Here is a 24,312-nt window from a genome sequence, read left to right as displayed (position 1 = left end):
GATCAGGGATGTATCCGCCTCGTATTGTGTGAGTCCGGAGCTATCCGTGTGGCGTTTCGTCTGAACGGTCCTCAGGCAATCGCGACAAACCTCGTGATTCACTGGGGCATGGGTTATTCAAGCGAACGAAGCTGGCCGACGTGAGCACTCTGCCCTCCGACTTACTCAATGGTGGATATGGAGCGTTGACTTGGTAACCAGCGATCCTGATCGTCGGCTACTGGCTGGGCCCACAGCCTTCGCGCTGCTGCGCATGCGTTTCAGATGTTCCACGGTGGCCTTGGTCTTTCTCGCCATCATCCTCTTCCTGAGCGTTTCGGCTGTGCTGCCCCAGTCGTGGTTCACAAATACCCTTGTACTTGCGATGGGCGTGAGCGCTCTTTCAGTCGGGATCCTAATCCCATATGTAGCCATAAAAGCAGAGGGGGAGGGCGAAGCCGGTTACACCACACTGCAACACGGGAACAGGAAACTGGAACAACGCGACCCCTACCTAGGCAGGGTCATCCGCGGACCAGGCGAGGACTACCTGCAGCGGGCGGATTTCCTCGAGATGGTTCAGTCCGCCAAAGCCGAGGCAGAAGAATCTGCACAGAAGAGCCGAACGTCCCGCCGCTGAGCGTTAGCCTGCGGTTTGTTGGGCGATGGTGTGGGCGAGCGTGTCTAGATGACATGGTTGAGGTACAACGCGATCAGGAGGAATGAGGCGATGAGCACCCATACCGGTGCCAGGCCCCTGCGCGGGGCGACTTTCCTGATGACGGTTGTCCGGCCGATGACATAGACCGTCGGCAGGAAGGCCCAGATCCAATGGAAAGGCCGTACGACCCCGACGCCGCGCAGCCTCCGCCAGTCCAGGTAGCCCAGAAGACCGGTGGCACCGAAGGACATCACGGCAGAGAAAAGAACCACAGTGGCCGGTGTGACCGAGCCGGTGTGGGGGATCGCCGCTACCATGCGCACGACGTCGCCGCGAGCAGCCAGGACAGGCACGGCAAGGAGCATCCAGATGTAAGGGGTGTACACGGGCACGTGGGCTCCGAGCATAGGCCGGGGAAGCCGTAGTCCGGGGATCCGTGCGGCCAGCGGACTCTGGGTCCCGGTATCGCCTTCGGCTTGCCCGGCGCTGTCTCCCCATTTGGAGGTTCCGGACCCGTAGGGATCCGCAGACCAGCCTCCCGGTGGGAGTCCTGGTTTCTGACCCGTTGGATCCATCAGTCATCCTTTCCATTCCGGACGCTCGTTCAAGCGCTACGCCGTGATCAATTCTCCGATGCCTTCCCTTCATTGGGTGCCCCCGGCACGCCAGGCCACGGGCTTTTTCGCGGCGCGGAGTGCCGACGAGGGAACCGCGGGGTGCAGGCGAGGGAACAATGACACCGAACCCTTGTTGGCGACGGTTCGGTCCAAATAGCCCTCGCACCTTGCCCGTAAGCCGGTCGACCACCGTGCCGCGGTAACCCGCGGGGCCGGCCCGCGGAGTTGCTGATCGCGGCTATGTACGCAAGACCCGCACGATGAAATGCACGATGACGGGGGGGATTACTGCAACCATTCCTCACCGCCCCGCCACGCACCCCGCAACGTACTCCGCATCCACGCCCACCCCGCCGACGATCGACGAGTAGTGGCCCGTCAACCACGGCAACCCGACCACATAAAGGCCCGGACATTCGGTGACGCCGCGGACGTGACGTGGATAGCTCCAGGCGTCCAGGACAGGAATGTCCACGAAGCTGAGGTCGAGCTTGTAACCGGTGGCCCAGAGCACCGAGGTGATGTTCTCGGCGGCCAGGTTGACCCGCGCCGGTGAGGCAACCGGTAGCCAGTCGTCCGACGGCGCCTTCTGCTGTTCAGGAGCATCGATTCCCGCGGCGGCGATGTAGGCGTCGAGAGCCCGTCCCATGCGCTGGCCGAACCCGGCCTCGACTGTTGCGAGGCGTTCGGGGAGATCGTCCGTGAAGGTGAGTTCGCCGTCGTCGGCTGCTTCCAGATGCCCGTGCAGCCGGACCCCCTGGCGGCCGAGTTCGCGGAGATGGATGTCGTGGCCGCCGTGGGTGCCAGAGAGCAGGGGGTTGCAGGCGAACCGCGCGGCGGGGGAGGGCAGCTGCCCGACCGTCAGGGCGTTGACCCCGTACTCGGGCCCGTGGATTCCGGCTTGCAGGAGCCAATAGAGGATGTCGTGCCCGCGATACCGGCGTGGCGCCTCCGGACACGTCGACACCGCCAGATGCACCTCACGCCCGGCCGCGAGCAGGTCTTCCGCGATCTGCCCGCCCGACTGCCCGGTCCCGACAATCAGCACGGCGCCGTCGGGCAGCTGCTCCGGATTGCGATAGTCGTGCGTGTGGAGCTGGAGGACGCTCGCGGGAAGTCCTGCGGCAGGGGCTGGGATCTTAGGTATTTGATATGCGCCGGTCGCCAGCACCACATTGCGTGCCAGCCAGCCGCCGTCGGACGTTTCGACGCTGAAGCCGCCATCCGACGTCGTGATTCGTGTGACGTCCGTGCCGGTCCGGACCGGGGCGTCGATTTTCTTCGCGTAGTCGCGGAAATAGTCCACGGCGTCGTCACGCGCCATGAATGCCTCCGGCCCCGGGCCCACGTAAGGCATGCCCGGCAGGTCCAGTGAGAAGTTCGGCGTGTTCAGCACGAACGCATCCCAGCGATCCTGCCACGCGCCACCCAGCGCGGCCCGCCGTTCAAGGACCAAGTGCTCGACGCCGGCCCGGCTGAGGAAGTAGCTCGTGGCCAGTCCCGCTTGGCCTCCACCGACGACGAGCGTGCCGATTTCGAGGGGGCGGTTCTGTTGTGTGGTTGTGTCCTGTTGTACGGCTCTGGGCTGGTCAGTCTCCATGAGCGGTCCTCCCGGTCCCTTGGCAGAACTTTACGCCCGGAGATTCGGGTGCGGGAGGGTGGACAGCATTGTCAGCCGCGTGGTTGCGTGGAACTGTCGCTATGACCGCCAACGGGAGGAATATCAGTGAGCAAGCTAGCACTTATCACTGGCGCCAGCTCCGGTATCGGCTGGGCATTCGCCGAACGCCTGGCCGACGACGGTTACGATCTGGTGATCGTGGGCCGACGACAAGAACGCTTGGAACAATTTGCCGCGTCGCACCCCAAAACCGCGGTCCGGACCGTCGTCGCCGACCTCGCCCCCACCATGCTCAGCCGTGCGGCAATCGCGGGCATGCAGGAACGCGGCGTGGGCACCATCATCAACGTGGCGGGCATGATCGCCTTCGGCGGCCCCGCCCCGCACTCCCAGATGCCCCGTCGCGTGGTCTACGGCGGGAGCCTGGCGTATCTCGTCGCGATGTCCCAGACCCTCAGCGCCGAACTCGAGGGCACCGGAATCACGGTGCAAGTCGTGTGCCCGGGGGTAGTGGCAACTGAGTTCCACGAACGCCAGGGCATGGACTTGAGCATGATGCCGCGGATGAGCGCCGGCGACGTCGTCACCGCCAGCTTGCGCGGCTTGGAACTGGGCGAAACTGTCTGCGCCCCGGGCGTGGAGAACTCCGGGCTCCTCGACGCCGTCTTCCAAGCAGACCTCGCCGCTTTCGGAGCGCAGAACCCCGAGCTCGCCACGCGGTACCGATAATTCCCGCTAATTCCGGCGCACGAACTTGATGCGATCCCCCGGAATCGGTCCTAGAGTGTTGGCCATGGCTATCGCACGCTTCCCCGTTGTAGTGCTCGACTGTCCCGACCCCAAGACCCTGGCCGAGTTCTACAGCGCATTGCTTGAGTGGAAAATCGAACGGAACGACGACGACTGGTGGTCCGTCCGAGCCGAGTACGGCGATTCGCTGGCCTTCCAGAAAGTCGACTCCTACAGGGCGCCACAATGGCCCGGCCAGGACGTCCCTCAGCAGATGCACCTCGACGTCGTGGTCGATGACCTCGACACCGCTGAGGCAGCTGTGCTCGAGCTCGGCGCCACCAAGCACGAAAACCAACCGGGAACGACGTTCCGGGTGTTCCTTGACCCCGCCGGTCATCCTTTGTGCCTCTGCCTGGACTGATTGGTCACAGTTGTCGATCTGTGCTCCTGCCGCGCGTCGTATGAGTAAGGGCCCCGAAAGGAAGGGGTAACTGACAGCGACGAAAGGAACAGACCAATGTCAAAGAACGAGCCCACCGACGCTCAGTCCGAGGCGACCGACGAGATCCGGAGCCTTTTCGGCGAGATCTACGCCGCATGGGCAGACAATGATGCGGATGCTTTCATGGCATCGTATCGGGACGACGCCACGGTGGTTATGCGGCCCTTCGCAGATGAGCGTGGTTGGGGCCGTCTGGCGCCGGGGGCAGGAGCGTGTCCTGATGCCGCTGCGGCGTGGTGCGGGAGGAGAGAGGTCAGGGCCTCTTTGAATTGGTAGCGACCAAGCTTCCAAATAAAAAAGAGACCCTGATATGCCCAATGCTACTTCCTGCCCGGGCGGTCGCTGGTGCGAGCGGGCCGACGCGCTTCTTGGTGTCGACGGTATCCACGTCTGCTCTGTCACGGCGGCCGGGACCGGCCTGGTTCTGCACGTAGAGACAGCCGAAACTCTTAGCGGTTGTCCGGACTGCGGTGTCGTCGCGGTCGGGCACGGCCGCCGGCAGGTCCGGCTCCATGACACCCCGTGTTTCGGGCGGCCGGTGCGGCTGCTGTGGGCCAAACGTGTCTGGCGCTGCCCGGACCCCGACTGCCCCAGAACCACCTTCACCGAAGAGCATGAGTTGGCCGGGCCCCGGGCAAAACTCACTGCCAGGGCCGTTGCGTGGGCGACCGACGGCCTGCAGCGTTTCGACACCTCGGTCTCCGCCCTGGCCCACCAGCTCGGCGTCTCCTGGCACACGGCCTGGGACGCCATCAAGGCAGAGGCTGCCCGGCGGATCGCAGCGACCGGCAGGCTGGCCGGGGTGAACGCGCTCGGAGTCGATGAGCATGTCTGGTCCCATACCGGCCCGCCCGGATCCGGGATGGTCACGGGAATCGTGGACCACACCCGCGACGCGAACGGTGTGGTGCACGCCAGGTTGCTGGACCTCGTCCCGGGCCGGTCCGGGAAGGCCTACGCCGACTGGCTCAAAGCCCGCGGCGAGGAATTCACCGCCGGCATCAAGACCGCCGCGCTGGATCCGTTCCGCGGCTACGCGAACGCGATCCGCGACGAACTGCCCGAAGCCATCACCGTCCTGGACGCGTTCCACGTCGTGAAACTGGGATCGGCCATGGTCGATGAGGTCCGCCGCCGCGTGCAGCAGGAAACCCTCGGGCACCGCGGCCGCAAGGGCGACCCGCTCTACGGGATCCGCCGGACCCTGCAGATCGGGGCCGAACACCTCACCGACAAACAGGCAGCCCGGCTCGACGCGAAACTCACCCTCGGGGACCCGCACCACGAAGTCACCCTGGCCTGGCAGTGCTACCAGAAGCTCCGGAACATCTACCACGCCAGGCCCGAACGGGGCAGGGAACTCGTCAACGAGGTGATCTCCTCGTTCCCGTCCTGCCCGATCCCCGAGGTCTCACGACTGGGCCGGACACTCAAACAATGGAAGACGGCGATCCTGGCCTACTTCGACACCCACGGCGCCTCCAACGGCCCCACCGAAGCGATCAACGGCGTCATCGAAACCACCCGCAGAATCGCCCGCGGCTTCCGCAACTTCACCAACTACCGACTCAGATGCCTACTCGCCGCCGGAGGCCACCGCCCCTACCGGATCAAACAAACCAACCATGCCTAAATGCGAAGAGCCGGTTATGCCGCGGGCGTATCACCGCAACAAGGGGGAAATCCGGAGTTCCATGGCTGCTGGCTTCCAAGGTCCGCTCAAGGGTTCCCGGGCGGTCGATGAACCTCTGAGCATCCGCGTTATCGGGGACCACACAGCGATCGTTGTCAGCAGGGCCGGCATTCTCATGGCGGGAGAAGCCCAACTCCCGGTCGACCGCGAAGTCATTGCCACGTGGGTATTGGTTCGAGAGGATGGGCGCTGGCTCGTCGCCTCGTATGCCAATGCGCCGGCCCACTGAAAATCGTGTCGAAGAGCCGAACCCGCAAGGTGTTCGGTGTTGGTGGAGCGAAAAATCAAACCAGGGTTCAGACGAAGGGACTGCGAAATGCCAAAGTATTTGGTCCTGATCTTCCAGGATGAGGTGGCTACGAAAGACGTCGCGGGCGAGACGGTCAGCGCCGACTACCAAGCGTTTATGCAGCGCCGCGGGCGGTCACTGCTTGGCGGGGCCGCACTTGAGCCGGCGGAGACGGCCACGTCCTTACGACGCGACGGGTCCGGTGGATTCTCGGTGACGGACGGTCCCTTCGCCGAGTCGAAGGAGACGCTTGGCGGCTACTACCTCATCGAGGCAGCCGACCTCGATGAGGCGCTGGAGATCGCCAAGGAGGTTCCCGCCGGGGTCGGAGTCGAGGTTCGGCCCGTTCGAGTGGCAAGCTGATGCCGGCCGCCAGCTCAGAGGTCGCTGCTGCGGTCGCGGAGGCGCACCGTCGGGAGTGGGCGTTCGTGTTGGCGGCCACCATGCGTATTGCCGGTGATATCGACACAGCGGAAGAAGCCGTACAAGATGCGTACGCCAGCGCATTGTCGACGTGGGATACGCGTGGCATCCCGGAGAACCCCGGAGCGTGGCTCACCGTGACTGCGCGGCGAAGAGCGATGGACATGCACCGACGGGCCGCGACGGCACAGCGGGCGCTCCCCAAACTTCACGACCCGGAGGTGCAGTTGCTCGACGACCCGGGCCGTGAGACGGAAGACATCACCGATGACCGGCTGCGATTGATATTCACGTGCTGCCACCCCGCCCTCGCGCCTGACGCTCAGGTAGCCTTGACGCTACGCCTTTTGTGCGGGCTGTCCACGGCCGACGTCGCGCGGGCGTTTCTGCTCCCGGAGTCGACGATGGCCGCGCGGATTACTCGGGCGAAAAAGAAGATCGGGGCCGCGCACATCCCGTACCGCGTGCCAGCGGCGTCCGAGCTGCGCGAGCGTGTCGACGGCGTGCTGTCCGTTGTCTACCTGGTGTACACGACCGGGCACACCGCCCCATCAGGAGCGAACCTGATGCGCAGAGATCTCGCCGAACGAGGCCATGAGCTGGCGAGAATGCTGCGCGTCCTGCTGCCCGGCGACCGCAATGTCGCCGGGCTGCTCGCCCTCGTGCTACTGACCGACGCCCGCAAGGGCGCCCGGCTTGATGAGCACCGTGAACTCGTGCTGATGGAGAACCAGGACCGATCAAAATGGGACCGATCGGCCATTGATGAAGGGGTAGCGCTCCTGCGCGAGGCCTTGAATCTCCGGCCACCGAGCCGTTTCGCCCTCATGGCGGCGATCGCGGCCGTCCATGACGAGAGCAAGTCGTGGTCCGACACTGACTGGCAGGAGATCCTGGGTCTCTACGACCTGCTCACGGAGACGTGGTCCTCTCCGGTCGTCAAACTTAATCGGGCCATCGCCCTCGGCTTCGCGGTCGGCCACGCGGAAGGTCTGGCCGAGTTGGATGCGCTCGGAGCCGAACCGCGACTCGCTCGATACCCGTATCTTGCCGCTGCACGCGCCGACTTCCTGACCCGGCTGGGCCGTTTCGACGAGGCCCGGGTTGCCTTTGAAGAGGCGTTAATCCTCACCGAGAACGACACCGAACGAAGCTACCTCCAGTCCCGGCTAAGTGAACTCATGGAATGAATCCAGCGCGGGTCAGCCACGGTCGTGGAGGGTAATTTGGTATCCGTCGGGGTCGGCGAAGGTAAAGGTGCGCCCAAATGGGCCGTCGAAGGGTTCGACCACGATTTCGGTACCGACGGCCGCTAATTTGTCATGGATCGTTTGCGTGTCCGTGGCGTGCAACCACAATCCGATGCCGAGGCCGGGCTGTGGCGTGGAGGCAAGGCTGACGCCCGGCGCAAGGTCCCGGACGGCGAACGCGACCGGTTTGGTGTCAAATACCACCGCGTGCGGCGGCCCCGCTGGGGAACGGGTCAGCCCGAGGTGCTGCTGATAGAAAGCGGCAGACGCTTCGAGGTCGCGCACCTGGATTGAAATGAAGTCGGGTCCGGTGACCGGCATGAGGAGCTCCTTAGTGTCAGTTAGTTGACACTAAGGTTATGTCAGAATATTGACATGAGTCAAGACGTTACCGGAGTCAGCCTCGATACATCGCTCGGATATCTCCTTAAGGAGGCGGCCAGTGCGCTTCGCGCGGCAATGGAGGGTGTGTTGCGGCCGCTGGGCATGAACATCACCCATTACGCATGCCTTGAGCTCCTTGCGCAGCGGCCGGGGCTGTCCAACTCCGAGCTCGCGAGAGGCGCGTTTGTATCTCGACAGTCGATGAACGTTCTATTACAGGCGCTAGAGCGTGAGGGTCTCGTTTCTCGCGCGACCGAGGCTTCGGTCGGCCGAATACTGCCGACTGTACTGACGGCGCATGGCCGCCAGCAGCTCGAAGCCGCCAGTGCTGCAGTCAAGGCTGTGGAAGACACCATGCGCTCTGGCCTCACTGAGGACGAACAGAAACAGCTTCGAGACATGTTGAGGACGTGCGTCGCTTCCCTGCAACCGGCCAGCTAATAGAAAAGACGTCGCAACTTGGAAGTGAACAGGTGACCGATAAAGCTCGGCACCCAGGTGCGGAATACATCGGTCAGGATTGGAGAAGCGGTCAGTGGGGCCTCGGCATAAAGTCGAAATCACGAAGCAACCCACCCACCTAAGGACCTGTCATGACCGCCATCGAATCAGTCACCCTCGAAGTTCCTGACCCCGCGGCCGCCGCCGCTTTCTACGACGCCGCCTTCGGATTGGGCTCGCGTGTGCGTGTGCGGGCCTCGGATGCTCCTACTGACGGCTTCCGCGGATTCACGCTGTCGCTCGTCGTTTCGCAGCCGTCTACCGTCAGCAGCCTCATCGACTCCGCGGTGGAAGCCGGGGCCACGACGCTCAAGCCGGTGGCGAAGTCTTTGTGGGGCTTCGGCGGCGTCGTGCAGGCTCCGGATGGCGCAATCTGGAAGGTCGCCACGTCGGCCAAGAAGGACAGCGGTCCCGCCACGCGGGAGGTCGACAAGATCGTGCTCCTGGTGGCGGTCGCGGACGTTTCGGCGAGCAAGCGGTTCTACGGCGAGCGGGGCCTCGCCGTTGGGAAGAGCTTCGGAAAGTACGTCGAGTTCGCCATGCCGTCGAGTCCCGTCCAGCTGGGTCTCTACGCGCGCCGCGCCCTCGCCAAAGACGCCGGCGTCTCTCCCGACGGTACCGGATCGCACCGGCTCGCGATCAGCAGCGACGCCGGCCCGTTCACCGACCCCGACGGGTTCGCGTGGGAGCCAGCCTCAGCGTGAGGCGGGCGCCGGGTCTCAAACGACCCGATCCGCACGTTCCCAATGCTCCCGCAGTAACGCGCCAAGCCGGTCGGGTTCGATCCGGTGCGGGGGATCGAAGTGGTGGCGATCCGGGAACACTTCGAGGCGGAAGTTTGGGAATACTGTGGACAGTCGCTCGGCAATCTCGCCATAATCGTCGGGGTTGCTCAGGCCGCCGAGGACGAAGAACACCGGACGATCGAACGCAGCGAGCCGCGCCCTATCCAGATCGTAAATCTTGAAGTCCCGCAGAAACGCCCTGATCCCCGCCGGCCGCTTGGCCATCCACGGCGGCGGTCCGCCCTCGGGCGGTGGCGGAAGGACGACGTCGGGCTTCACTCCCAGCCTCATGAACGCCGCCATGAACTGATCGGGCGGGAGCGTTTCCAGCGTTTCATATTCCATCCAGAGCCGGGCGTGCGCCGGACTCCAGCCCCAACTTCCCGCCCACGCGGGCTCCAGGAGTGTGAGACTGAGCAGCCGCTGTGGATGCTTGGCCGTGAACGCTAAGCACGCTGCCCCGCCGCCCGAGTAGCCAAGCAGATGGAACTTCTCCCAGCCGCGGGCGTCGGCCTCGCGGAGGACACCGTCGACTTCGGTGTCCAGGTTCCAGCCCGGTGGCGGCTCGTCGCCGTCGTAAAGTTCCAGGTCCTTCGCGACGGTATCGACGTCGGGACCCAGCGCTTCGATCAGCGCCCCATAGGCGGGTTCGGCGGGAAGAACGCTCCCAGGAAGAAGAACGACCCGAATCGGCTCCATGGCGGAACTCTACGCCGCTTGGGGCTCCAAGGGAGGGGGAGAGGGGACTATTTTCCGGGGGCCGAGGACTGTGACGCCGGCGTCAACGGCAGCGGCGAGAAGCTCGCCGTCGTAGGCCACCGGCAGACCAGTTTGGAGCCTGATCGCGGTTGCCAGATGGATCGCATCCGCGCTCCTCGGCCGGCCGGGGAACGCGGCGGCGTACATCAGATCGGAACGGGCTATGTCCACCCATGATTCTGGCATGGCGAGCTACTGGCGCGGAGCGCAGGAGAGGCCCTTGGCGGCGCGCGGCAGATGAAGGTTTTTGACAAATAGTGGCCATCCGCCCAAAGCCCTGTATGCTTGTAGCTGTTGTTGTGTTTGGCATTTGGTAGTTCAGGCAGTTCCCGCGGTTCATCAACCGCGACCTTCTGAAGTAACGGTGGAGAACACCCCACACCGGAGGCCCGACAGTCGGGACAACCTCCACCTTCAGTAAGGAAACTGAAAAAATGGCTACAGGTATCGTCAAGTGGTTCAACTCCGAAAAGGGCTTCGGCTTCATCTCCCCGGAAGATGGCAGCCAGGACGTTTTCGCTCACTACTCTGCAATTAACTCGGGCGGCTACCGCTCCCTCGAAGAGAACCAGAAGGTTTCCTTCGATGTCGAGCAGGGCCCCAAGGGTCCCCAGGCAGTAAACATCCAGGCTCTCTAAGCTTCGGATTTCAAAAAGCAGGGCCGGTCAATGACCGGCCCTGCTTTTTTGTGCTCATTTCGGGTTATAGGGGGTTATAGGACAAAACGTGTGTAAATCCCGGGCGCGTCATGTCCATCGGTGGATCGTCTTCGCCCGGATGCGGGATTCTGCTCAATCACTCGAATGGACAATTGCCGGTCCCGCGGAATCACGGGACCGGCAATTTCGGCGAGGAGAGTGATCCAGCAGAATCCGACAGTGTCCCTGGATCGTCCTGGTTAACCCTTATTCGCAGGCTATGCCGTCGCCATCCCTGTCCAGTGCGGGCCGGTAGCCTGGCTGCCCCCGATAGATCGGTGCGGCGCCGGCGGCCCGGGCGGCCGTACAGTTCGCGTAGTAAACGGACGACGGCGCCACGGGCGGCGCGACCGGCTGTGCCTGCCTCGCCTGGGCTTGGTCTTGTTGTGCCTTCACTGCAGCAGCATCGGCGTCAGCCTTTGCCTGGGCCGCAGCCTGAGCTGCCGCTACCTGGGTTGCTGCGGCATCGGCAGCCGCTTTGTCAGATGCAGCCTTGTCTGCCGCCGCCTTCGCTGCCGCTGCGGTTGCTGCCGCACGTGCATCCGTCACTCGCTTGGACTCTGAGCTTTCCATCCAAACTAAAGCGCCGGCCTCGGATTTTGTGCAGATGTACACCTTCGGTGGATAGCTCTCTGTTGCGTTCTCCGTCACGCAGGACACTGATTTTGGCGCGGTCGGCGTCGGCGTTGGTGTTGGGGTGGGAGTCGCCGAAGCCGAGGCCGATTGGGTGGCGGCAGCCTGCGAAATTGTTGAGCCAGCTCCGCCGCACGCGGCAAGGGAGAGCGCTGCGGCTTTTGAGGTGACGAGGGCAAAGACCTTGAAGCCGGCCTTGCGAGATTTCAAAAAGTCGTGCGACGCGTGCTTTATTTCCCCGTTGTTTTTTGGCGCGCGAGTATTCATTTATTGCCCCCAATGATTCAGTTTTCGACGCGAATGTCAGCAGATCCTAGCATCTGAAATGCGAGAAAAGAAGAAGTTGTCCACATAGATGGGATGGCCTCTTGACGGGGCTCTCAAGAGTGCGGCGCAGAGTCGAAATTAGAGATTATATTCGATCCGGAAAAAGAAGACTCGAATAAATATCCACATGCGCGAGGTTCGGTCTAGAGGCGGCCACGAAACCCCCGTAGCGTCAAAAGCAACAGACCACCACCAGGAGAGCCATGGAGAATCCACTGCCAAACGTCACCTCCTTGGACGCCGGGGGAACACTGAGTTTTCATTGGCTCACACGGAGATGCGGAACAAAACCCCACGTCGGCACACGTAGACGCCTCCCGGCGCACACTGAGTTTCGCCAAAACCACACTTAGACGGCGGTTTCGGACTTTACGGTTTCCCTTGGAACGAGGTTCGTCAGTGCCCCCGGGGGTTCCGTGGGAGTGCTTGGGAGTCCCCCTGCCAACGCCCGGCTTTGGGCAGGAAACAGTTGAATCGTCTGGACCTCGCACCACCTAGGGCCGGAGAGTGCTGGATTAGCGCATCAGAGAAAGTTGGATCGCGAGTGTTCGATCAAGAAGTTCGGCGAACGCTGGACTACGTTGCTCGCGGAATGATGGTTCGAATTGTCGGAGCGCCGGGCAGTGGCCGAACGAGTGTCGCGCAAAAAGCTATCGCCGATCTGGAAAATACCGGAGCAACGGTTTACTCCATTTCGGGACTCCGCTCACATCGCGGAATACCTTTTGGTGGAATACATAGCCTGAGCCTGGATATTCGAATTGGCCAATTGGGAGTTCTCGGTGTTGCCGACACCCTGGCAAGCCGACTCTCGAGGCCAGGTGAGCGTGTCCTTGTAGTCGATGACCTCGAGTTCGTCGACACGGAGACTGTAGCGGTTCTGGACGCCGTCCGGCGTCGGACAAAACGGCCCATGATCGTCACCATGAGCGAGTCTTCGATCTCCCCGGTGGCACAGCCTGCGGTGCTGAGCCCCGGCCCGGAAGCCAGGGTTCACCTGAATCCGCTTCGATACGAGCAGGTGAACGAGCTCCTCACCGACATTCTGGGATCTCCTGCGGACGCCGACACCACTGCCCGGATCCTCACGAAATCGGCAGGGAACCCCCGGCTTGTGGTTCGCATCGCGGAAACGGCTTCCCTCAGTGGCTTGATTGTCCTCCGCCAGGGGCAATGGCATATGACGGGCGAGACCCTGTGGAACGAGCACCTCCATGGCACGGTGGAATCCCTCCTCGAAGGGCTTGAACCCGACGAACTCACGGGCCTTCAGGCGATGGCCATCGCTGGGACAACGCCCCTCGATGTACTGCAGCAGGTAGTCCATTCCGACGTTCTCGACAGGCTCGAACAGCGCGGCCTCATTTCCGTCTTGGAAGATCTCCACAACACGGTGTGCGCTTCGATCACGCCACCAGTTTTGGCCGACTACTTCCGCGGTCAAAGGGTCCTCACCAGCAGGCGGGTCTTGAAGAGCCGAATCACCCGAGCCCTCAGCGGTTTGCCCCAGGAATCGCACGTTGACGTCAACTCGGCTGATTCGCTGATGAGGGTCCTGGCCGCGCTGCGCCTTGAACGGAGCTCAGACGCAGCCGCCGCCCGCCATTTTCATGAGCAAGTTTCCGTCCTGGAGCGCCAGCGCTACGAGCTGTGGAATGCCGACAGGTCGGTATCGAATGCTGTGGCCCTTCTGAAGGTCTACTGGGGCTCGCCTATTGACGCATCGAGGATTGAGCGTGTCCTTTCCCAGACCTTGACCTCGGAAGGAGAATCGTGCGATCTCCTGTTCCTGGCATTTACCAAAGCGCTTTGGGCGATCCATAAAGGCAAAGGACTGGATTCTGCAGCCGGCGCCCTCAGGAGCTTCGGGGAGGAACGTCCCAAATGGTCCGCGGAGGCCGAAGCGGCGGAGCTATTCCTCGTGGCGTCCTACGATCGAATGCCGGAGAACCTCGACGAACTCTTCGCGCGGCTCCACGATCGCCACCCTGAAAGCGGCGTCATATCCAGCATCCGAGGCATCTTGGAACTCTACCGATTCAACCCTTCCGCCGCGCTCAAAGCCATCGACACTTCAGGCGGGCTAAAGGGGATTCCGGGAATCGAGCCGTTCATCCGCGGAATGGCTTTGTTCACCTCGGGGCGGGCCGAGGAGTCGATTGTCTTTGCGCTTGACCAGCGCACAGAGGCCCGCCGCAAGCTGGACCAATTCGGGATGGTTTCCAACACCTATGTGGCTGCCCAGGCCCTTATCTACCGCGGCTATTTCGACGACGCCGAGTACCTCATGGGCAGTGTCTTTGCCATGGGGCGGCCAGGCTTCCTGGTGGCTTCCCTCCACGACGCCATGCTCAGGCTCGCCGGGCTAAGGACCGCGACGTCCGCGATCTTGCCTGCGGCGACCCTTGCCACCCAGGCGCGACGCGAAGCTGAAGACATCGGCCCGCTTCCCGGAACCGCGAGAGGAGTCTACGAGCTCGTCGCCGCGCGGCCGCTCATCCCCGCTGTCTTCGACGGGAAAGCCGCGAAACTCATTCAACGGCAGCTCGAACGCGGCTATGTGCTCGAGGCGATCTATTCCGCGCTGTTCTTCACGTGCCTTCTCCCCGGCCGCAAAGTTCTCGAACTCCTTCGGCAGACCTTGAAAGAGTATGCCCCGTCCACTTCCCATGATCAGCTTTTGGCAATTGCCGGTGCGGTGGTGGAGGACGACTACCAAATGCTGGGCGTGCTGCTCGAGCATTACGAGCCCGACGCCGATTTCTACCAGGTACGGATGCTGCTCCGCGGTGCTTTCAAGCGGTATGCGTTCGTGGACAACACCATCGGTGCGGCCGCGATGGACCGGGCGTACTCCATGTTCGCGACACGATTTCCGTCCCCGGATGAGCCCGTCGCGTTTAGTTCCGGAAGCTATTCGCCCCTGACTGTCCGTGAAATCGAGATAGCAGCCCTGGCCGGACATCGCTCCAACCCCGAGATCGCCGAGCACCTGGGAATCAGTATCAGGACCGTGGAAAGCCACATCTCCAACGCGCTGCGCAAGACAGGAAGCCCGTCCCGCACGGCCCTCTTTGACCTTGTCCGGGATTCTGCTCCGTTCCGCGAGAAGCGGCCCTCCGAGTGAGCCGGCAAATGGGCTTCGGTCTACAACGTTCCTCCTTCCTGCTTGAAGACGAAGGAATGCCTAACGGTTAGCTGATCCGGAACTGTGTGGGAGATGAGGACGACTACCTTGTGCTGTGCCCACTCGCCGAGCTCGTCGATCAGGGCGTCGATGCCTCGAACGTCCATACCGTTGAAAGGCTCATCGATGGCGACCACAGGGGTATCGGCGACAGTGCACATGAGCAGCCAGAGCTTCCGGATATTGCCCGTCGACAGCATGGAAACGGGTTGCTCCACCCAGTCTTCCAGTCCATACTTGGCCAGCCGGGTGAGCCCGGTTTCCGGGCCGACCTGACGGCTACGTGCCGCAAGAGCCAGATGATCGTGAACCGTCATGGAGGGGTAGAGCGCCGGCGTCGTACGGCAGACGCTCCGCACGTGGCGCGCGTCGGGAGAGCCGGCGTCGATCCCGCAAAGACGAACGCTTCCGGCCCAAGGTTGGAGGAATCCGCTGATGAGCTCCAGAAGAGTCGATTTCCCGCTGCCATTGCTGCCGGCCACCCGGTAGAGCCCCGGCTCGTTCAGACTGAGACTGAGTCCGTCCAGGACGGGTGAGCCTTGCCGGTAGCCGGCGGTTACAGAATCAATTTCGATTGAAGCCTCAAAAGACGTTGGTGCAGGCATACGGTGGCTCCCAGGATCAAGAGGATGGAATAGCCCAACAACAGCACGGTGCTGAACTCAGGGCTGACAACAAGGATGAGCGAGCAAGGAGAAATCAGGAGGAGTGTGAAGAGTCCATCCATCACATCGTTGGATTTGGTGCCGTCAGTGGTGGTCGGCGGACGGGAGAGTGATTCCGCGACGACCCCGGACGCTGCGACGATCAAGCCCGCGAGGACAGCGCCAGGAGCCGGAAGGTCCAGGGCGAGAAGCGCCCCTAGGAAAGCAAATCCACCGACGGCCGCCCCCGCCATAACGTAAATCCCTACGAGCCGGACAACGATCGCGGCGGCGGAGAAGCCGTTCTCCCACGCAAAGCGGTAGTGGTACAGCTTCGCAGTGGGCCCGATCCGATAGAGCATCGGTTCCGTGACGCCCAAGCTCAAGAGCACGGCAATGCCAACCAAGGATTTGTGCAGCTCCCCGGAGCCGAGAGCAGACGGCAGGGGGAGAATGCCCCTCGCTCCCAGGAGGGTGCCGACGACGGCGATCCAGGCGAGGACGATGGTGGCGATCACCGAGCCCTGTTTGCTGCTCAACAGATCAGTGAGAACGAATAGCCCGAAGTTTGTCACCGCTCGCTGGCTGCCGCCCCGTTCCGTGCCGAGGGAAATCCTGCGGTAGCTGAGGCGGCGCCAAGCGCGGACGCTGAGGAGGACCAATATCCCCGACGCGGCCGCCGCGAGCACATACAACGCTGGAAGGAAGCGCGACGGGTCCTCGGCGAGTTCGTCAATCCGGGAGAGGTGAGGCAGGAGAAAGCCAGTGGCAACTCCGAGCAACAACCCGAGGATGAGAGCCAAGAGGCAATACCGCCAATGGATCCCTATCCGTCGCGCAGGTGTTGAGGCGAAATGGAGAACACAGTAGACGCACGCACAGGAGGCGAAGACCATGACGGAGACCGAAGCGGCCACGACGTCGAGGTAGCTCGACGATTCCTCGAAGAAGACCAGGAGGAATACCGCAGCCGAATACCAAAGGATGCCTGTGCGGCGGAGCGCCGGGACCAGGCCGTATCTCACCACAACCTGCTGCAGGGGAAGTTCCATCGCCCGGAATAGCTCCAGGTGCGGAGTGCCGGAGACTGCCAGCCGTCGGCTTGAAACTACCTCGGTGAGCACCGTGGCGACGGCGCAGTAGAGGACCGCTAGGAATCCCCAATTGAGCACAGCGGCCGTGTCGTGGCGGAGCGGGCCATCGCGGAGAACAGAACATTGTGGATGCGAACACCATTGTTCCGAGCAGGACCACGGCTATCGATCCGAAGATCACGAGGGCCCTGAAACCATCCAGCGTGAGAGGCAAACGCATCGCATTGACAATTTCGAACGCCCGGAAGTCCCGCAGGATTCGGTAATCGGACCGCCGGACGGACGCCGAAGGGATCCTGGCGTTCGAAACCTGGCCTTGGACGTCGGCGGGAGAGACTTTGGTCGCCATCAGCGCCTAGAACTTGCTCCGCGGACTCTTCTTCTGGACTGAGTCCATGAAGGCCACAATGGTGAGGACGGCGAGTCCGAGCGCACAGACGGCGGCGACGGCCGACGTCGTTCCCTGGAATGGGACAACTATCACCGGGCTGAGGGCCGCCGCGTGCGCAAAACCGGCGACGGCGAAAACGGCCGCCTTGAGCGGTAGCCATTTCCCGGCCGGGCTGAAGGCCGCAATCAGGGGTGACGCCACGCCGAGGACGAGAAGTACGGTGATGGTCGTGTTCTTCACGGCGAGGGGATCTATGTTCTTGAGGCCTTCCGGGGCAGGAGAAGCCCAAATCAGGCCGAGGGAAATGCAGGAGAATGCAGCGACCATGAGGCCCACGATTCGTAGAAGAAGGCTGTAGAGCTGAGTAGTCATTGAGAATTTCTGCCCCTGGGTGGTGGTTGAGGAAGGTCAGCCGATGGCGGCTATTGTTGACAGACAAATGGCCGAAAGCGCAACGAAGATCTTCCTGCCTGTGGAAAACTCGCGCCAATGCCGGTAGAAGATCGCCAGGACAAGTACGGCCATCGAGGGAAAATATGCCCAATATCCCGGGACGTCCCGCGGTTGGATGACGCCGAAGACCACGCTGAAGAGGTTCACGGGGATCGTGGCGAGAATGGCGATCACAAAGAAGGACCCGATTTTGAAGCGGCCCGCGATGACCGATTTTCCCGGGATCACTCTTTTGTCCAGGAACGTGGCGAGGGAGAAGTACAAAGCGATGATGACGGCGTAGACAAGGAAGAACAAAACGGTGCCCACCGTCATGGAGAGGCTCAGCAGTCGACCGTCCCCGATTTCCGCGCGCACGTCCGCCGGAACGTTCGCGTTGAGGTACTTCCTGGTCAGCGGAAGCCGCAGAGCCACCAAAGCCATCAGCAGGATGTAGCCCGCGATCCACAGACCGCGGGATGTCGAGACCCATTCCCTGCCTCCCGTTGGCTCGGGCCGCAACTTTCCGACCTTAGCGACGCTAATGACGGTTTCGGACTCCCGGCCGTCTTCCGTGCTGGTCATGAATTCCTCCTCAGGTCCTTAGCTGAATCACGATGGCCTCGATGGCAGCACCGAGGAATATCAGGGCAATGGCAATGAGCAAGGTGCCGAGGGAACGGGCCATATCGTCGATGAACGACCTCAGGGTTGCGGGCTCGTTCTTCGTCAGCAGCCTGCGAGCCAGGCCAGCGGCGGGCTGGAATCCGGCGGTCGCCGCCAGCACGAGGCCGAAGAACTCGAAAGGGACATACCAAATCACGTCGGCAACCAGGCCGGCACCGCCGACCGAGTGCACCCCGAGCGATACCGTCGCCCCGACATAAAGTGCCAAGATGCCGGCTCCGAGGAGCGTGGTCAGCCCGAGGGTCACCACCCCCGAATAGAGCACCAAGGCCGCGCCGAGGTTCCGCGCAAGGATCTGGAGGAAGTCTTTGCTGTAGAGGGGACTCCCACCCATGTCCCTCGCGTCCCGGATCCAGGACAGGTCCACGGCCGAATAACCGAAGACGGCTATGGCTGCCATGGCCAGACCCGTGCTTGGGAGCAACCATCCAGGGATGCCCCCAAGCACGTGTGCTGTCTTAGCAAGCATCGATTTACGCGACTGCTTGCGCTCGGCCGATGCGGAAGAGGATTCCTCGAGCCGTTGCGATCAAGGCACCAGTGATTCCTGCCCCGAATATTGTGCCGATGACAACGAGAGCCCAGCCTCCGACCTCGATGGCGTTCATGATCTGGGACGCCGCCGCGGCAGAGATGCCGAGGGACCCCGCGATCCATGAAACGGCCAAGCTCGCGCCGAAGATGCCGACCACAGCCAGCGCAGCCGCGGCCGCAGCCTGAAGGCCGGTCCTTTTCGTCATTGTTGATTCCACTACAACCCCATTTCTCGAGTAGAACGGCCAACGGTATTGCTGGCCTTGAAACGTGGTGGTCCTCCTCAAAGGAAGGCCATCCACGATTCAGATTCTCTCGGTGAAATTGGCGTCTACGTGTAAAAAACGGAAAAATCCGTGTGCCAAAGGCCGTTTCTCAGTGTGAACAAGCCGGATCTCCGTGTGCGTGCGGGCCCGTCTACGTGTTCACAGGGCAAAACACTGAGAGCCGCTAGCGGCCCTTCGAACGGTCAGGAGCGGCTTGCGGCCTTGATCATGGCCGCGGCAAAGCTACCGTCGCGTCGACGGTGCCTTGGCCGGAGAACCGACAATGAACGGCCGTGTGTTGAGCGGTTCGACAGGAACGACAGGAGGCTTGACGTCGGCAATCGGCTCCGACAGCTCAGCGCGGGAGCCGGTTCCGAGCCCGCGAACTGTCCAGCCCTGCGCCCGCCATGCCGCAGCGTCCAGGACGTTCCGCGCGTCCAGCACCATCCGGCGTCGTACGAGCGAGCCGATGGCGGCGGGTGAGAGGGCGCGGTATTCGTCCCATTCGGTGAGCAGCAGCACCAACTCAGCGCCTTCGAGCGCGCGCGTGGTGGACGCTTCGAAGCGGAGCTGGGGGTAGCGCATCCACGCATTGTTGATGGCTTTGGGATCGGTCACCGTAACGTGGGCGCCCGCCGCGGCCAGCTGGAGTGCGACGTCAAGGGAGGGGGAGTCCCGGATGTCGTCGGTGTCCGGCTTGAAGGCAGCGCCCAGCACGGTCACGGTGCGGCCGGACAGGAAGCCCTTGCACATGTCACGGGCGACGTCCACGGCCCGGGCGCGCTGGCCGAGGTTGATGGAATCGACCACACCCATCCACTCATCGAGGGAAGGCACGGACAGCGCTTGTGCCTGCGCGCGGAACGAGCGGATGTCCTTCGGCAAGCAGCCGCCGCCGAAACCCAGGCCGGCGTGGAGGTACCGGTTGCCGATGCGCGGATCCAGGCCCATCGCCTCACTGAGCTCGGTGACGTCGGCCCCCGAGGCGTCGCAAAGTTCGGCTATCGCGTTGATGAAGCTCAGCTTCGTCGCGAGGTACGCGTTGGAGGCGGACTTGATGAGCTCGGCCGTTGCGAAGTTGCAGACCAGCCGCGGGATCCCGGCGGAAATCAGCGGTTCGTAGACGGCGTCGAGCGCAGCCGTGACCGGGGCGCCGGCGGCGGAGTCCTTGCCGCCCGGAACACCGTACACCAAACGATCCGGTACCAGGGAGTCCTTCACTGCCGTGCCTTGGCGCAGGAATTCGGGGTTCCAGCCGAGCATGACATCGGGCCTGCGGGCAAGGATGCCGCGGAGCATGTCCACTGTTCCCACAGGAACGGTGGACTTGCCGACGACGGCGGCGCCCCTCGCCAGGTGCGGGAGGAGGCTCTTCGTGGCTGCGATCACGTAGGAGAGGTCCGCGGTATCCGAGGTCTTGGACTGCGGGGTGCCCACGCAAAGGAAGTGCGTCTGGGCATCGGCGGCATCGGCGAAATCGGTGGAGAACCTGAGCCGCTTGGTTGCGAAGCCGTCCCGGAGAAGTTCATCAAGGCCGGGTTCGTGAAAGGGCGCGAAGCCCTTGTTCAGGTGGGCCACCTTCTGGGCGTCGACGTCGATGCCCACCACGGTGTGGCCCATCGACGCGAGCGTTGCGGCGTGCACTGCGCCAAGATAGCCGCAGCCTACAACGGAGATTTTCATGCTGGGAGTCCTTTGCTGGAAGTCACGGAAATGGGGGCAGGCTTTGCCGCCTGGATTGCGGCCGCCTGAACTTCGGACGCCTGAAGTTCGGACGCGTGAAACTCGGCTGCCTGAACCGGGTGGCTGGGAGCAGTGGCCGGCTCCACAAGCGCTTCACCGGAGATCACTGCCTCGTAATGCTCGACGAGCTGGGCGCTCAGCACCGGCCAGGTCCGTCCTTGGACCGACGCGAGCGCTGCCAGTCCGAACGCGCGGCGTTTGGCATCGTCGCCCACCAGGTCCTGTACGTAGGCCCGCAGCTGCGCGAGGTCTCCCGGCTCGTAAAGCCAGCCGGTGCGCGAGTTCTCCACGAGATCGAGCGGACCGCCCCGGCCGGTGGCCACGACGGGAACGCCGGACGCCATGGCTTCCTGGATGGTCTGGCAAAACGTTTCGAACTCGCCGGGATGGACGAAGAGATCAAAGCCGGCCACAACTTGAGCCAATTCGTCGCCGCCCAGGAAGCCGGTGAAGAAGGCGTTCGGGAGTGCTGCTTCGAGGGCAGCGCGTTGCGGGCCGTCGCCCACAATGACAAGCCTGGTTCCAGGCAGATCCGCCAACACGGCAAGGTCCTCCACCTGTTTCTCGATCGCGAGACGGCCGACGTAGCCGATGATGCGCTCGCCGTGGGGCGCCACCGAGGCGCGCCACGCCGTCGAGCGCTTGGTGGGAGAGAACCGCGCGGTATCCACACCGCGCCGCCACGTGCCCACCCTGAGGATCCCGCGGCCGCGCAACTGGTTGAGCGCGAACGTGGACGGGACCAGTGTCCGGTCTGCACGAAGGTGGATGTTGTCCACCCGGTTCCATGCCCAGTTCTCCAGCATGGGGAGGCCATACCGGGCGGCGTAGCTGGGGACCTCGGTTTGATAGATGGCAACCGTGGGGATGCCGAGCTGGTGCGCAGCCTGCACAGCCCGCCATCCTAGGACGAAAGGGGATGCGAGGTGGACGACGTCCGGTGCGTAGTCGGCAAGGATTCTCTTGACCCGGCTCACACCGCCCAACGCCACCCGCACATTTGTGTATCCGGCCAAGGGCACGGAGGGGAGGCGATGGACAAAAGCGCCGTTCACGACGTCCGAGACAGCAGTGTCCGACGTCGATGGCGCAATCACCATCACTTCGTCGCCTCGCTCTTGCAGATGCTCCAGCACCCGCAGGATGGAGTGCGTGACTCCGTTCATGAGCGGCAGGAATGATTCGGCAACGATAGCGATCCTCACCCCTCCACGGTGTGCGCGGCGGTTGGCGAAGCGGGGGAATGGGCGTGACTGCGAGGGGAAGGTTTGGTTAACAAATTGATGTTGTTTCCCCGAGTGGAGGATCCGTAGGGACGGAAAATTCGCCACTCTAGGTAATTACGGAGCTGAAAGACGGGTAGAAGTCACTCTTATTCCCCAATATGGGCCCGATTTACGGTGACAACGGTAGTGAACCTCGTGGCCATGACTGGGGCTTGTCCCGGGCACCGGGGTATTTCGGTAAGCGGGCGATGACTGGGCGGCGCGCCCGCACATGCTGAATAGCGTTGGGTGATTCACCCTGCGCCGCCCGTATGTCCGGCCAGGCCGTTGTCTAGAATCGAGCCAGACCCTATGAAGATCTTCAACCGTACTGACCAGGTTGACCAGCACCGGACGTTTAAAGGGACGATCCCTGGTAAATGGTTTACGTGGTTCTCCACCGTTGTGGTGGTATTTGCTTTCACCGGCGTCACCGCCGGCATCACTGCACCCGCGGCCCAAGCCGCTAATCCAACCGTCGTCACGTTGACCTTTGACGACGCAAATGCCGACCAACTCAACGCCGCGCAGACCATGCAGAGCCTGGGCCTGGTGGGTACTTTCTTCACGCCGTCCGGATTCATCAACAATCCGGGCTACATGACTGTGGCGGACATGCAGGGCCTCGTGGCGAACGGCAACGAGATTGCCGGCCACACTGTTACCCACCCCGATCTCACCACCTTGCCGGCCGACGAGGCCACACGCCAGATATGCAATGACAGAGTGAACCTCAGCAATTGGGGATTCACAATCACCGACTTCGCCTACCCCTTCGCAGCCGAGAACGCCTCTATCGAAACGATTGCCAAGAACTGCGGTATGAACAGCGCCCGCGGACTTGGCGACATCAAGACCCGGTTCAGCTGCGCCGGGTGCCCGCTCGCGGAGACAATCCCTCCTGCCAACCCGTACAACACGGCCGCCCCTGATGAAGTGGACAACACCTGGACCCTGGCAGACCTCCAAAAGTCCGTCACCCAGGCGGAGCCCGCAGGCGGGTGGGTCCAGCTCACGTTCCACCACATTTCAGCCACCAGCACGGATCCGCTGAACATCACCCCGACCCTCTTCAACCAGTTCGCCACGTGGCTCAAGTCCCGACCCGCAACCACCACGGTCAAGACGGTGGCCCAGGTCATCGGCGGAACCGTGAAACCGCTCGTGTCGGGTCCGGCGGTCCCGCCCCAGGGCACTGGAAACCTGGTCAAGAACCCGAGTCTTGAAACCCTGGTGAACGGCGTACCGCAATGTTGGGCAGCCGGAGGCTATGGAACCAATACCGCAGCCTTTTCCACCGTCAGGCCGGGTCACACAGGAAACGTCGCTGAAAAGCTCGTCGTGAGTGGATATGTCGACGGCGATGCGAAGTTACTGCCCGCGTTGGACTTGGGAGGCTGTTCTCCAACGGCAACTGTGGGACACACCTACAACATAGGCGCGTGGTACAAGTCCACCACCAATACTCAGTTCGAGCTGTATTACCGAACCGGGCTCGGTTCGTGGACGTATTGGACCTCCAGCCCATGGTTCGCCGCAGCTACTACCTACCAAAAGGCCACCTGGACCACTCCGGCGCTCCCTGCCGGTGCCAACGGCATCAGTTTCGGGTTGAACCTGTTCAGCAACGGCACTATCACGACTGACGACTACGAGATGTTCGACGTCGCCACCGTGACACCACCTCCGCCTCCGCCGGCCGGAACCAACTTGGTACAGAACCCGAGCCTTGAAACAGCCGGGGCCGGATCGTTCCCGCAATGCTGGCAGGCAGGTGGATACGGCGCCAACACCGCCGCGTTCAGCACCGTAGCCACGGCCCACACCGGTACCAAAGCGGAGAAACTCACCATCACGGGCTACTCCAGTGGTGATGCGAAACTGCTTCCCACAATGGACAGCGGCAGTTGCGCTCCACCTGCCATCGCGGGACACACCTATTCGGTGCGTACCTGGTACACCTCCACAGCCGTCACACAGTTTGCCTTGTATTATCGTGACGCCTCCGGAGCCTGGGTGTACTGGACCTCCGGACCGTGGCTGGCTGCAGCCAGCACCTACACACAGGCAAGTTTCACGACGCCGGCACTTCCTGCCGGGGCCACTGCCATCAGCTTCGGCTTGAGCCTGTTTAACAACGGCACAGTCACCACGGATGACTATTCGCTGTATGACACCGTGGGAGCCCCGCCACTGGGGTGACTAACTGATCAGT

The 24,312-nt window shown here is 62.8% G+C and carries 27 protein-coding genes; 13 read left to right on the top strand and 14 right to left on the bottom strand.

The window, feature by feature from the left end; genetic code table 11:
- Positions 1-190: 190 nt before the first annotated feature.
- Positions 191-619, top strand: a complete 429-nt coding sequence (locus ACSVHC_RS05210; RefSeq protein ID WP_437772789.1) for a hypothetical protein — start codon at positions 191-193, stop codon at positions 617-619.
- A 44-nt stretch (positions 620-663) separates the two neighbouring features.
- Here the strand turns inward: ACSVHC_RS05210 and ACSVHC_RS05205 are convergent, their stop codons facing one another.
- Entirely contained in the window at positions 664-1,215 is a 552-nt protein-coding gene (locus ACSVHC_RS05205) for a hypothetical protein (RefSeq protein WP_439180636.1), read from the bottom strand.
- 343 nt (positions 1,216-1,558) lie between these two features.
- A complete protein-coding gene (locus ACSVHC_RS05200) occupies positions 1,559-2,857 on the bottom strand; it encodes a flavin-containing monooxygenase (protein ID WP_437772791.1) in 1,299 nt (432 codons plus the stop codon).
- Between the two features lie 126 nt (positions 2,858-2,983).
- Between ACSVHC_RS05200 and ACSVHC_RS05195 the strand changes: the two genes are divergently transcribed.
- The 7 genes from ACSVHC_RS05195 to ACSVHC_RS05165 all read left to right on the top strand — a co-directional run bounded on the left by ACSVHC_RS05195 (position 2,984) and on the right by ACSVHC_RS05165 (position 7,707).
- The gene (locus tag ACSVHC_RS05195; RefSeq protein WP_437772792.1) at positions 2,984-3,607 is read left to right on the top strand and encodes an SDR family NAD(P)-dependent oxidoreductase; all 624 of its coding nucleotides are present in this window, start codon (positions 2,984-2,986) and stop codon (positions 3,605-3,607) included.
- A gap of 64 nt (positions 3,608-3,671) precedes the next feature.
- Positions 3,672-4,031 carry a VOC family protein gene (locus ACSVHC_RS05190; protein WP_437772793.1) on the top strand — a complete coding sequence of 120 codons (360 nt, stop codon included), beginning with the start codon at positions 3,672-3,674 and terminating at the stop codon, positions 4,029-4,031.
- A gap of 96 nt (positions 4,032-4,127) precedes the next feature.
- Positions 4,128-4,388 (top strand): hypothetical protein, encoded by a 261-nt coding sequence (locus ACSVHC_RS05185; protein ID WP_439180635.1) that lies wholly within the window; start codon positions 4,128-4,130, stop codon positions 4,386-4,388.
- A 34-nt stretch (positions 4,389-4,422) separates the two neighbouring features.
- Positions 4,423-5,745 (top strand): ISL3 family transposase, encoded by a 1,323-nt coding sequence (locus tag ACSVHC_RS05180; protein ID WP_439180634.1) that lies wholly within the window; start codon positions 4,423-4,425, stop codon positions 5,743-5,745.
- The gene (locus ACSVHC_RS05175) at positions 5,738-6,034 is read left to right on the top strand and encodes an SgcJ/EcaC family oxidoreductase (protein ID WP_439180633.1); all 297 of its coding nucleotides are present in this window, start codon (positions 5,738-5,740) and stop codon (positions 6,032-6,034) included. Before ACSVHC_RS05180 ends, ACSVHC_RS05175 begins: the two co-directional genes overlap by 8 nt.
- An 87-nt stretch (positions 6,035-6,121) precedes the next feature.
- Positions 6,122-6,457 (top strand): YciI family protein, encoded by a 336-nt coding sequence (locus ACSVHC_RS05170; RefSeq protein ID WP_437772795.1) that lies wholly within the window; start codon positions 6,122-6,124, stop codon positions 6,455-6,457.
- Positions 6,457-7,707 carry an RNA polymerase sigma factor gene (locus ACSVHC_RS05165; protein ID WP_437772796.1) on the top strand — a complete coding sequence of 417 codons (1,251 nt, stop codon included), beginning with the start codon at positions 6,457-6,459 and terminating at the stop codon, positions 7,705-7,707. Before ACSVHC_RS05170 ends, ACSVHC_RS05165 begins: the two co-directional genes overlap by 1 nt.
- Before the next feature lie 12 nt (positions 7,708-7,719).
- Here the strand turns inward: ACSVHC_RS05165 and ACSVHC_RS05160 are convergent, their stop codons facing one another.
- The gene (locus tag ACSVHC_RS05160) at positions 7,720-8,088 is read right to left on the bottom strand and encodes a VOC family protein (RefSeq protein WP_437772797.1); all 369 of its coding nucleotides are present in this window, start codon (positions 8,086-8,088) and stop codon (positions 7,720-7,722) included.
- Between the two features lie 54 nt (positions 8,089-8,142).
- Between ACSVHC_RS05160 and ACSVHC_RS05155 the strand changes: the two genes are divergently transcribed.
- Entirely contained in the window at positions 8,143-8,592 is a 450-nt protein-coding gene (locus tag ACSVHC_RS05155; RefSeq protein WP_437772798.1) for a MarR family winged helix-turn-helix transcriptional regulator, read from the top strand.
- A 152-nt stretch (positions 8,593-8,744) separates the two neighbouring features.
- Positions 8,745-9,356 (top strand): glyoxalase, encoded by a 612-nt coding sequence (locus ACSVHC_RS05150; RefSeq protein ID WP_437772799.1) that lies wholly within the window; start codon positions 8,745-8,747, stop codon positions 9,354-9,356.
- Between the two features lie 15 nt (positions 9,357-9,371).
- Here ACSVHC_RS05150 and ACSVHC_RS05145 read toward each other — a convergent pair whose 3' ends face one another.
- Complete coding sequence (locus ACSVHC_RS05145) at positions 9,372-10,136, bottom strand: alpha/beta fold hydrolase (protein ID WP_437772800.1); 765 nt, start codon at positions 10,134-10,136, stop codon at positions 9,372-9,374.
- Between the two features lie 9 nt (positions 10,137-10,145).
- The gene (locus ACSVHC_RS05140) at positions 10,146-10,382 is read right to left on the bottom strand and encodes a PIN domain-containing protein (protein ID WP_437772801.1); all 237 of its coding nucleotides are present in this window, start codon (positions 10,380-10,382) and stop codon (positions 10,146-10,148) included.
- Positions 10,383-10,630: 248 nt separating this feature from the next.
- On the opposite strand from ACSVHC_RS05140, the gene cspE reads away from it, so the two are divergent.
- On the top strand, positions 10,631-10,834 hold the full coding sequence (gene cspE / locus ACSVHC_RS05135; RefSeq protein WP_028266315.1) for a transcription antiterminator/RNA stability regulator CspE: 204 nt from the start codon (positions 10,631-10,633) through the stop codon (positions 10,832-10,834).
- Positions 10,835-11,101: 267 nt separating this feature from the next.
- Here cspE and ACSVHC_RS05130 read toward each other — a convergent pair whose 3' ends face one another.
- Entirely contained in the window at positions 11,102-11,443 is a 342-nt protein-coding gene (locus tag ACSVHC_RS05130) for an excalibur calcium-binding domain-containing protein (RefSeq protein ID WP_437772802.1), read from the bottom strand.
- A gap of 1,180 nt (positions 11,444-12,623) precedes the next feature.
- On the opposite strand from ACSVHC_RS05130, the gene ACSVHC_RS05125 reads away from it, so the two are divergent.
- Complete coding sequence (locus ACSVHC_RS05125; protein WP_439180632.1) at positions 12,624-14,981, top strand: helix-turn-helix transcriptional regulator; 2,358 nt, start codon at positions 12,624-12,626, stop codon at positions 14,979-14,981.
- 20 nt (positions 14,982-15,001) lie between these two features.
- On the opposite strand, the gene ACSVHC_RS05120 is transcribed toward ACSVHC_RS05125, so the two are convergent.
- The 8 genes from ACSVHC_RS05120 to ACSVHC_RS05085 form a co-directional block, all read right to left on the bottom strand.
- Entirely contained in the window at positions 15,002-15,646 is a 645-nt protein-coding gene (locus ACSVHC_RS05120; protein ID WP_437772804.1) for an ABC transporter ATP-binding protein, read from the bottom strand.
- Positions 15,598-16,857 (bottom strand): hypothetical protein, encoded by a 1,260-nt coding sequence (locus ACSVHC_RS05115; protein WP_439180631.1) that lies wholly within the window; start codon positions 16,855-16,857, stop codon positions 15,598-15,600. The genes ACSVHC_RS05120 and ACSVHC_RS05115 overlap by 49 nt, the downstream gene beginning before the upstream one ends.
- Before the next feature lie 277 nt (positions 16,858-17,134).
- The gene (locus ACSVHC_RS05110) at positions 17,135-17,542 is read right to left on the bottom strand and encodes a hypothetical protein (protein WP_437772806.1); all 408 of its coding nucleotides are present in this window, start codon (positions 17,540-17,542) and stop codon (positions 17,135-17,137) included.
- 36 nt (positions 17,543-17,578) lie between these two features.
- Positions 17,579-18,187: a hypothetical protein gene (locus ACSVHC_RS05105; RefSeq protein WP_439180630.1), complete on the bottom strand. Its 609-nt coding sequence runs from the start codon at positions 18,185-18,187 to the stop codon at positions 17,579-17,581.
- A 10-nt stretch (positions 18,188-18,197) separates the two neighbouring features.
- Complete coding sequence (locus tag ACSVHC_RS05100; protein WP_439180629.1) at positions 18,198-18,689, bottom strand: stage II sporulation protein M; 492 nt, start codon at positions 18,687-18,689, stop codon at positions 18,198-18,200.
- 73 nt (positions 18,690-18,762) lie between these two features.
- The gene (locus ACSVHC_RS05095; RefSeq protein WP_345449998.1) at positions 18,763-19,029 is read right to left on the bottom strand and encodes an uberolysin/carnocyclin family circular bacteriocin; all 267 of its coding nucleotides are present in this window, start codon (positions 19,027-19,029) and stop codon (positions 18,763-18,765) included.
- A 303-nt stretch (positions 19,030-19,332) separates the two neighbouring features.
- Entirely contained in the window at positions 19,333-20,772 is a 1,440-nt protein-coding gene (locus tag ACSVHC_RS05090; protein WP_437772809.1) for a UDP-glucose dehydrogenase family protein, read from the bottom strand.
- Complete coding sequence (locus ACSVHC_RS05085) at positions 20,769-22,037, bottom strand: glycosyltransferase family 4 protein (RefSeq protein ID WP_437772810.1); 1,269 nt, start codon at positions 22,035-22,037, stop codon at positions 20,769-20,771. Before ACSVHC_RS05085 ends, ACSVHC_RS05090 begins: the two co-directional genes overlap by 4 nt.
- Before the next feature lie 372 nt (positions 22,038-22,409).
- Here ACSVHC_RS05085 and ACSVHC_RS05080 point away from each other — a divergent pair, with 372 nt between their 5' ends.
- Positions 22,410-24,299 carry a polysaccharide deacetylase family protein gene (locus tag ACSVHC_RS05080; RefSeq protein WP_439180628.1) on the top strand — a complete coding sequence of 630 codons (1,890 nt, stop codon included), beginning with the start codon at positions 22,410-22,412 and terminating at the stop codon, positions 24,297-24,299.
- Positions 24,300-24,312: the final 13 nt, after the last annotated feature.

Source organism: Arthrobacter sp. KNU-44 (assembly GCF_051843155.1).
GTDB lineage: Bacteria > Actinomycetota > Actinomycetes > Actinomycetales > Micrococcaceae > Arthrobacter.
This window is presented reverse-complemented; position numbering and strand designations above follow the sequence as displayed.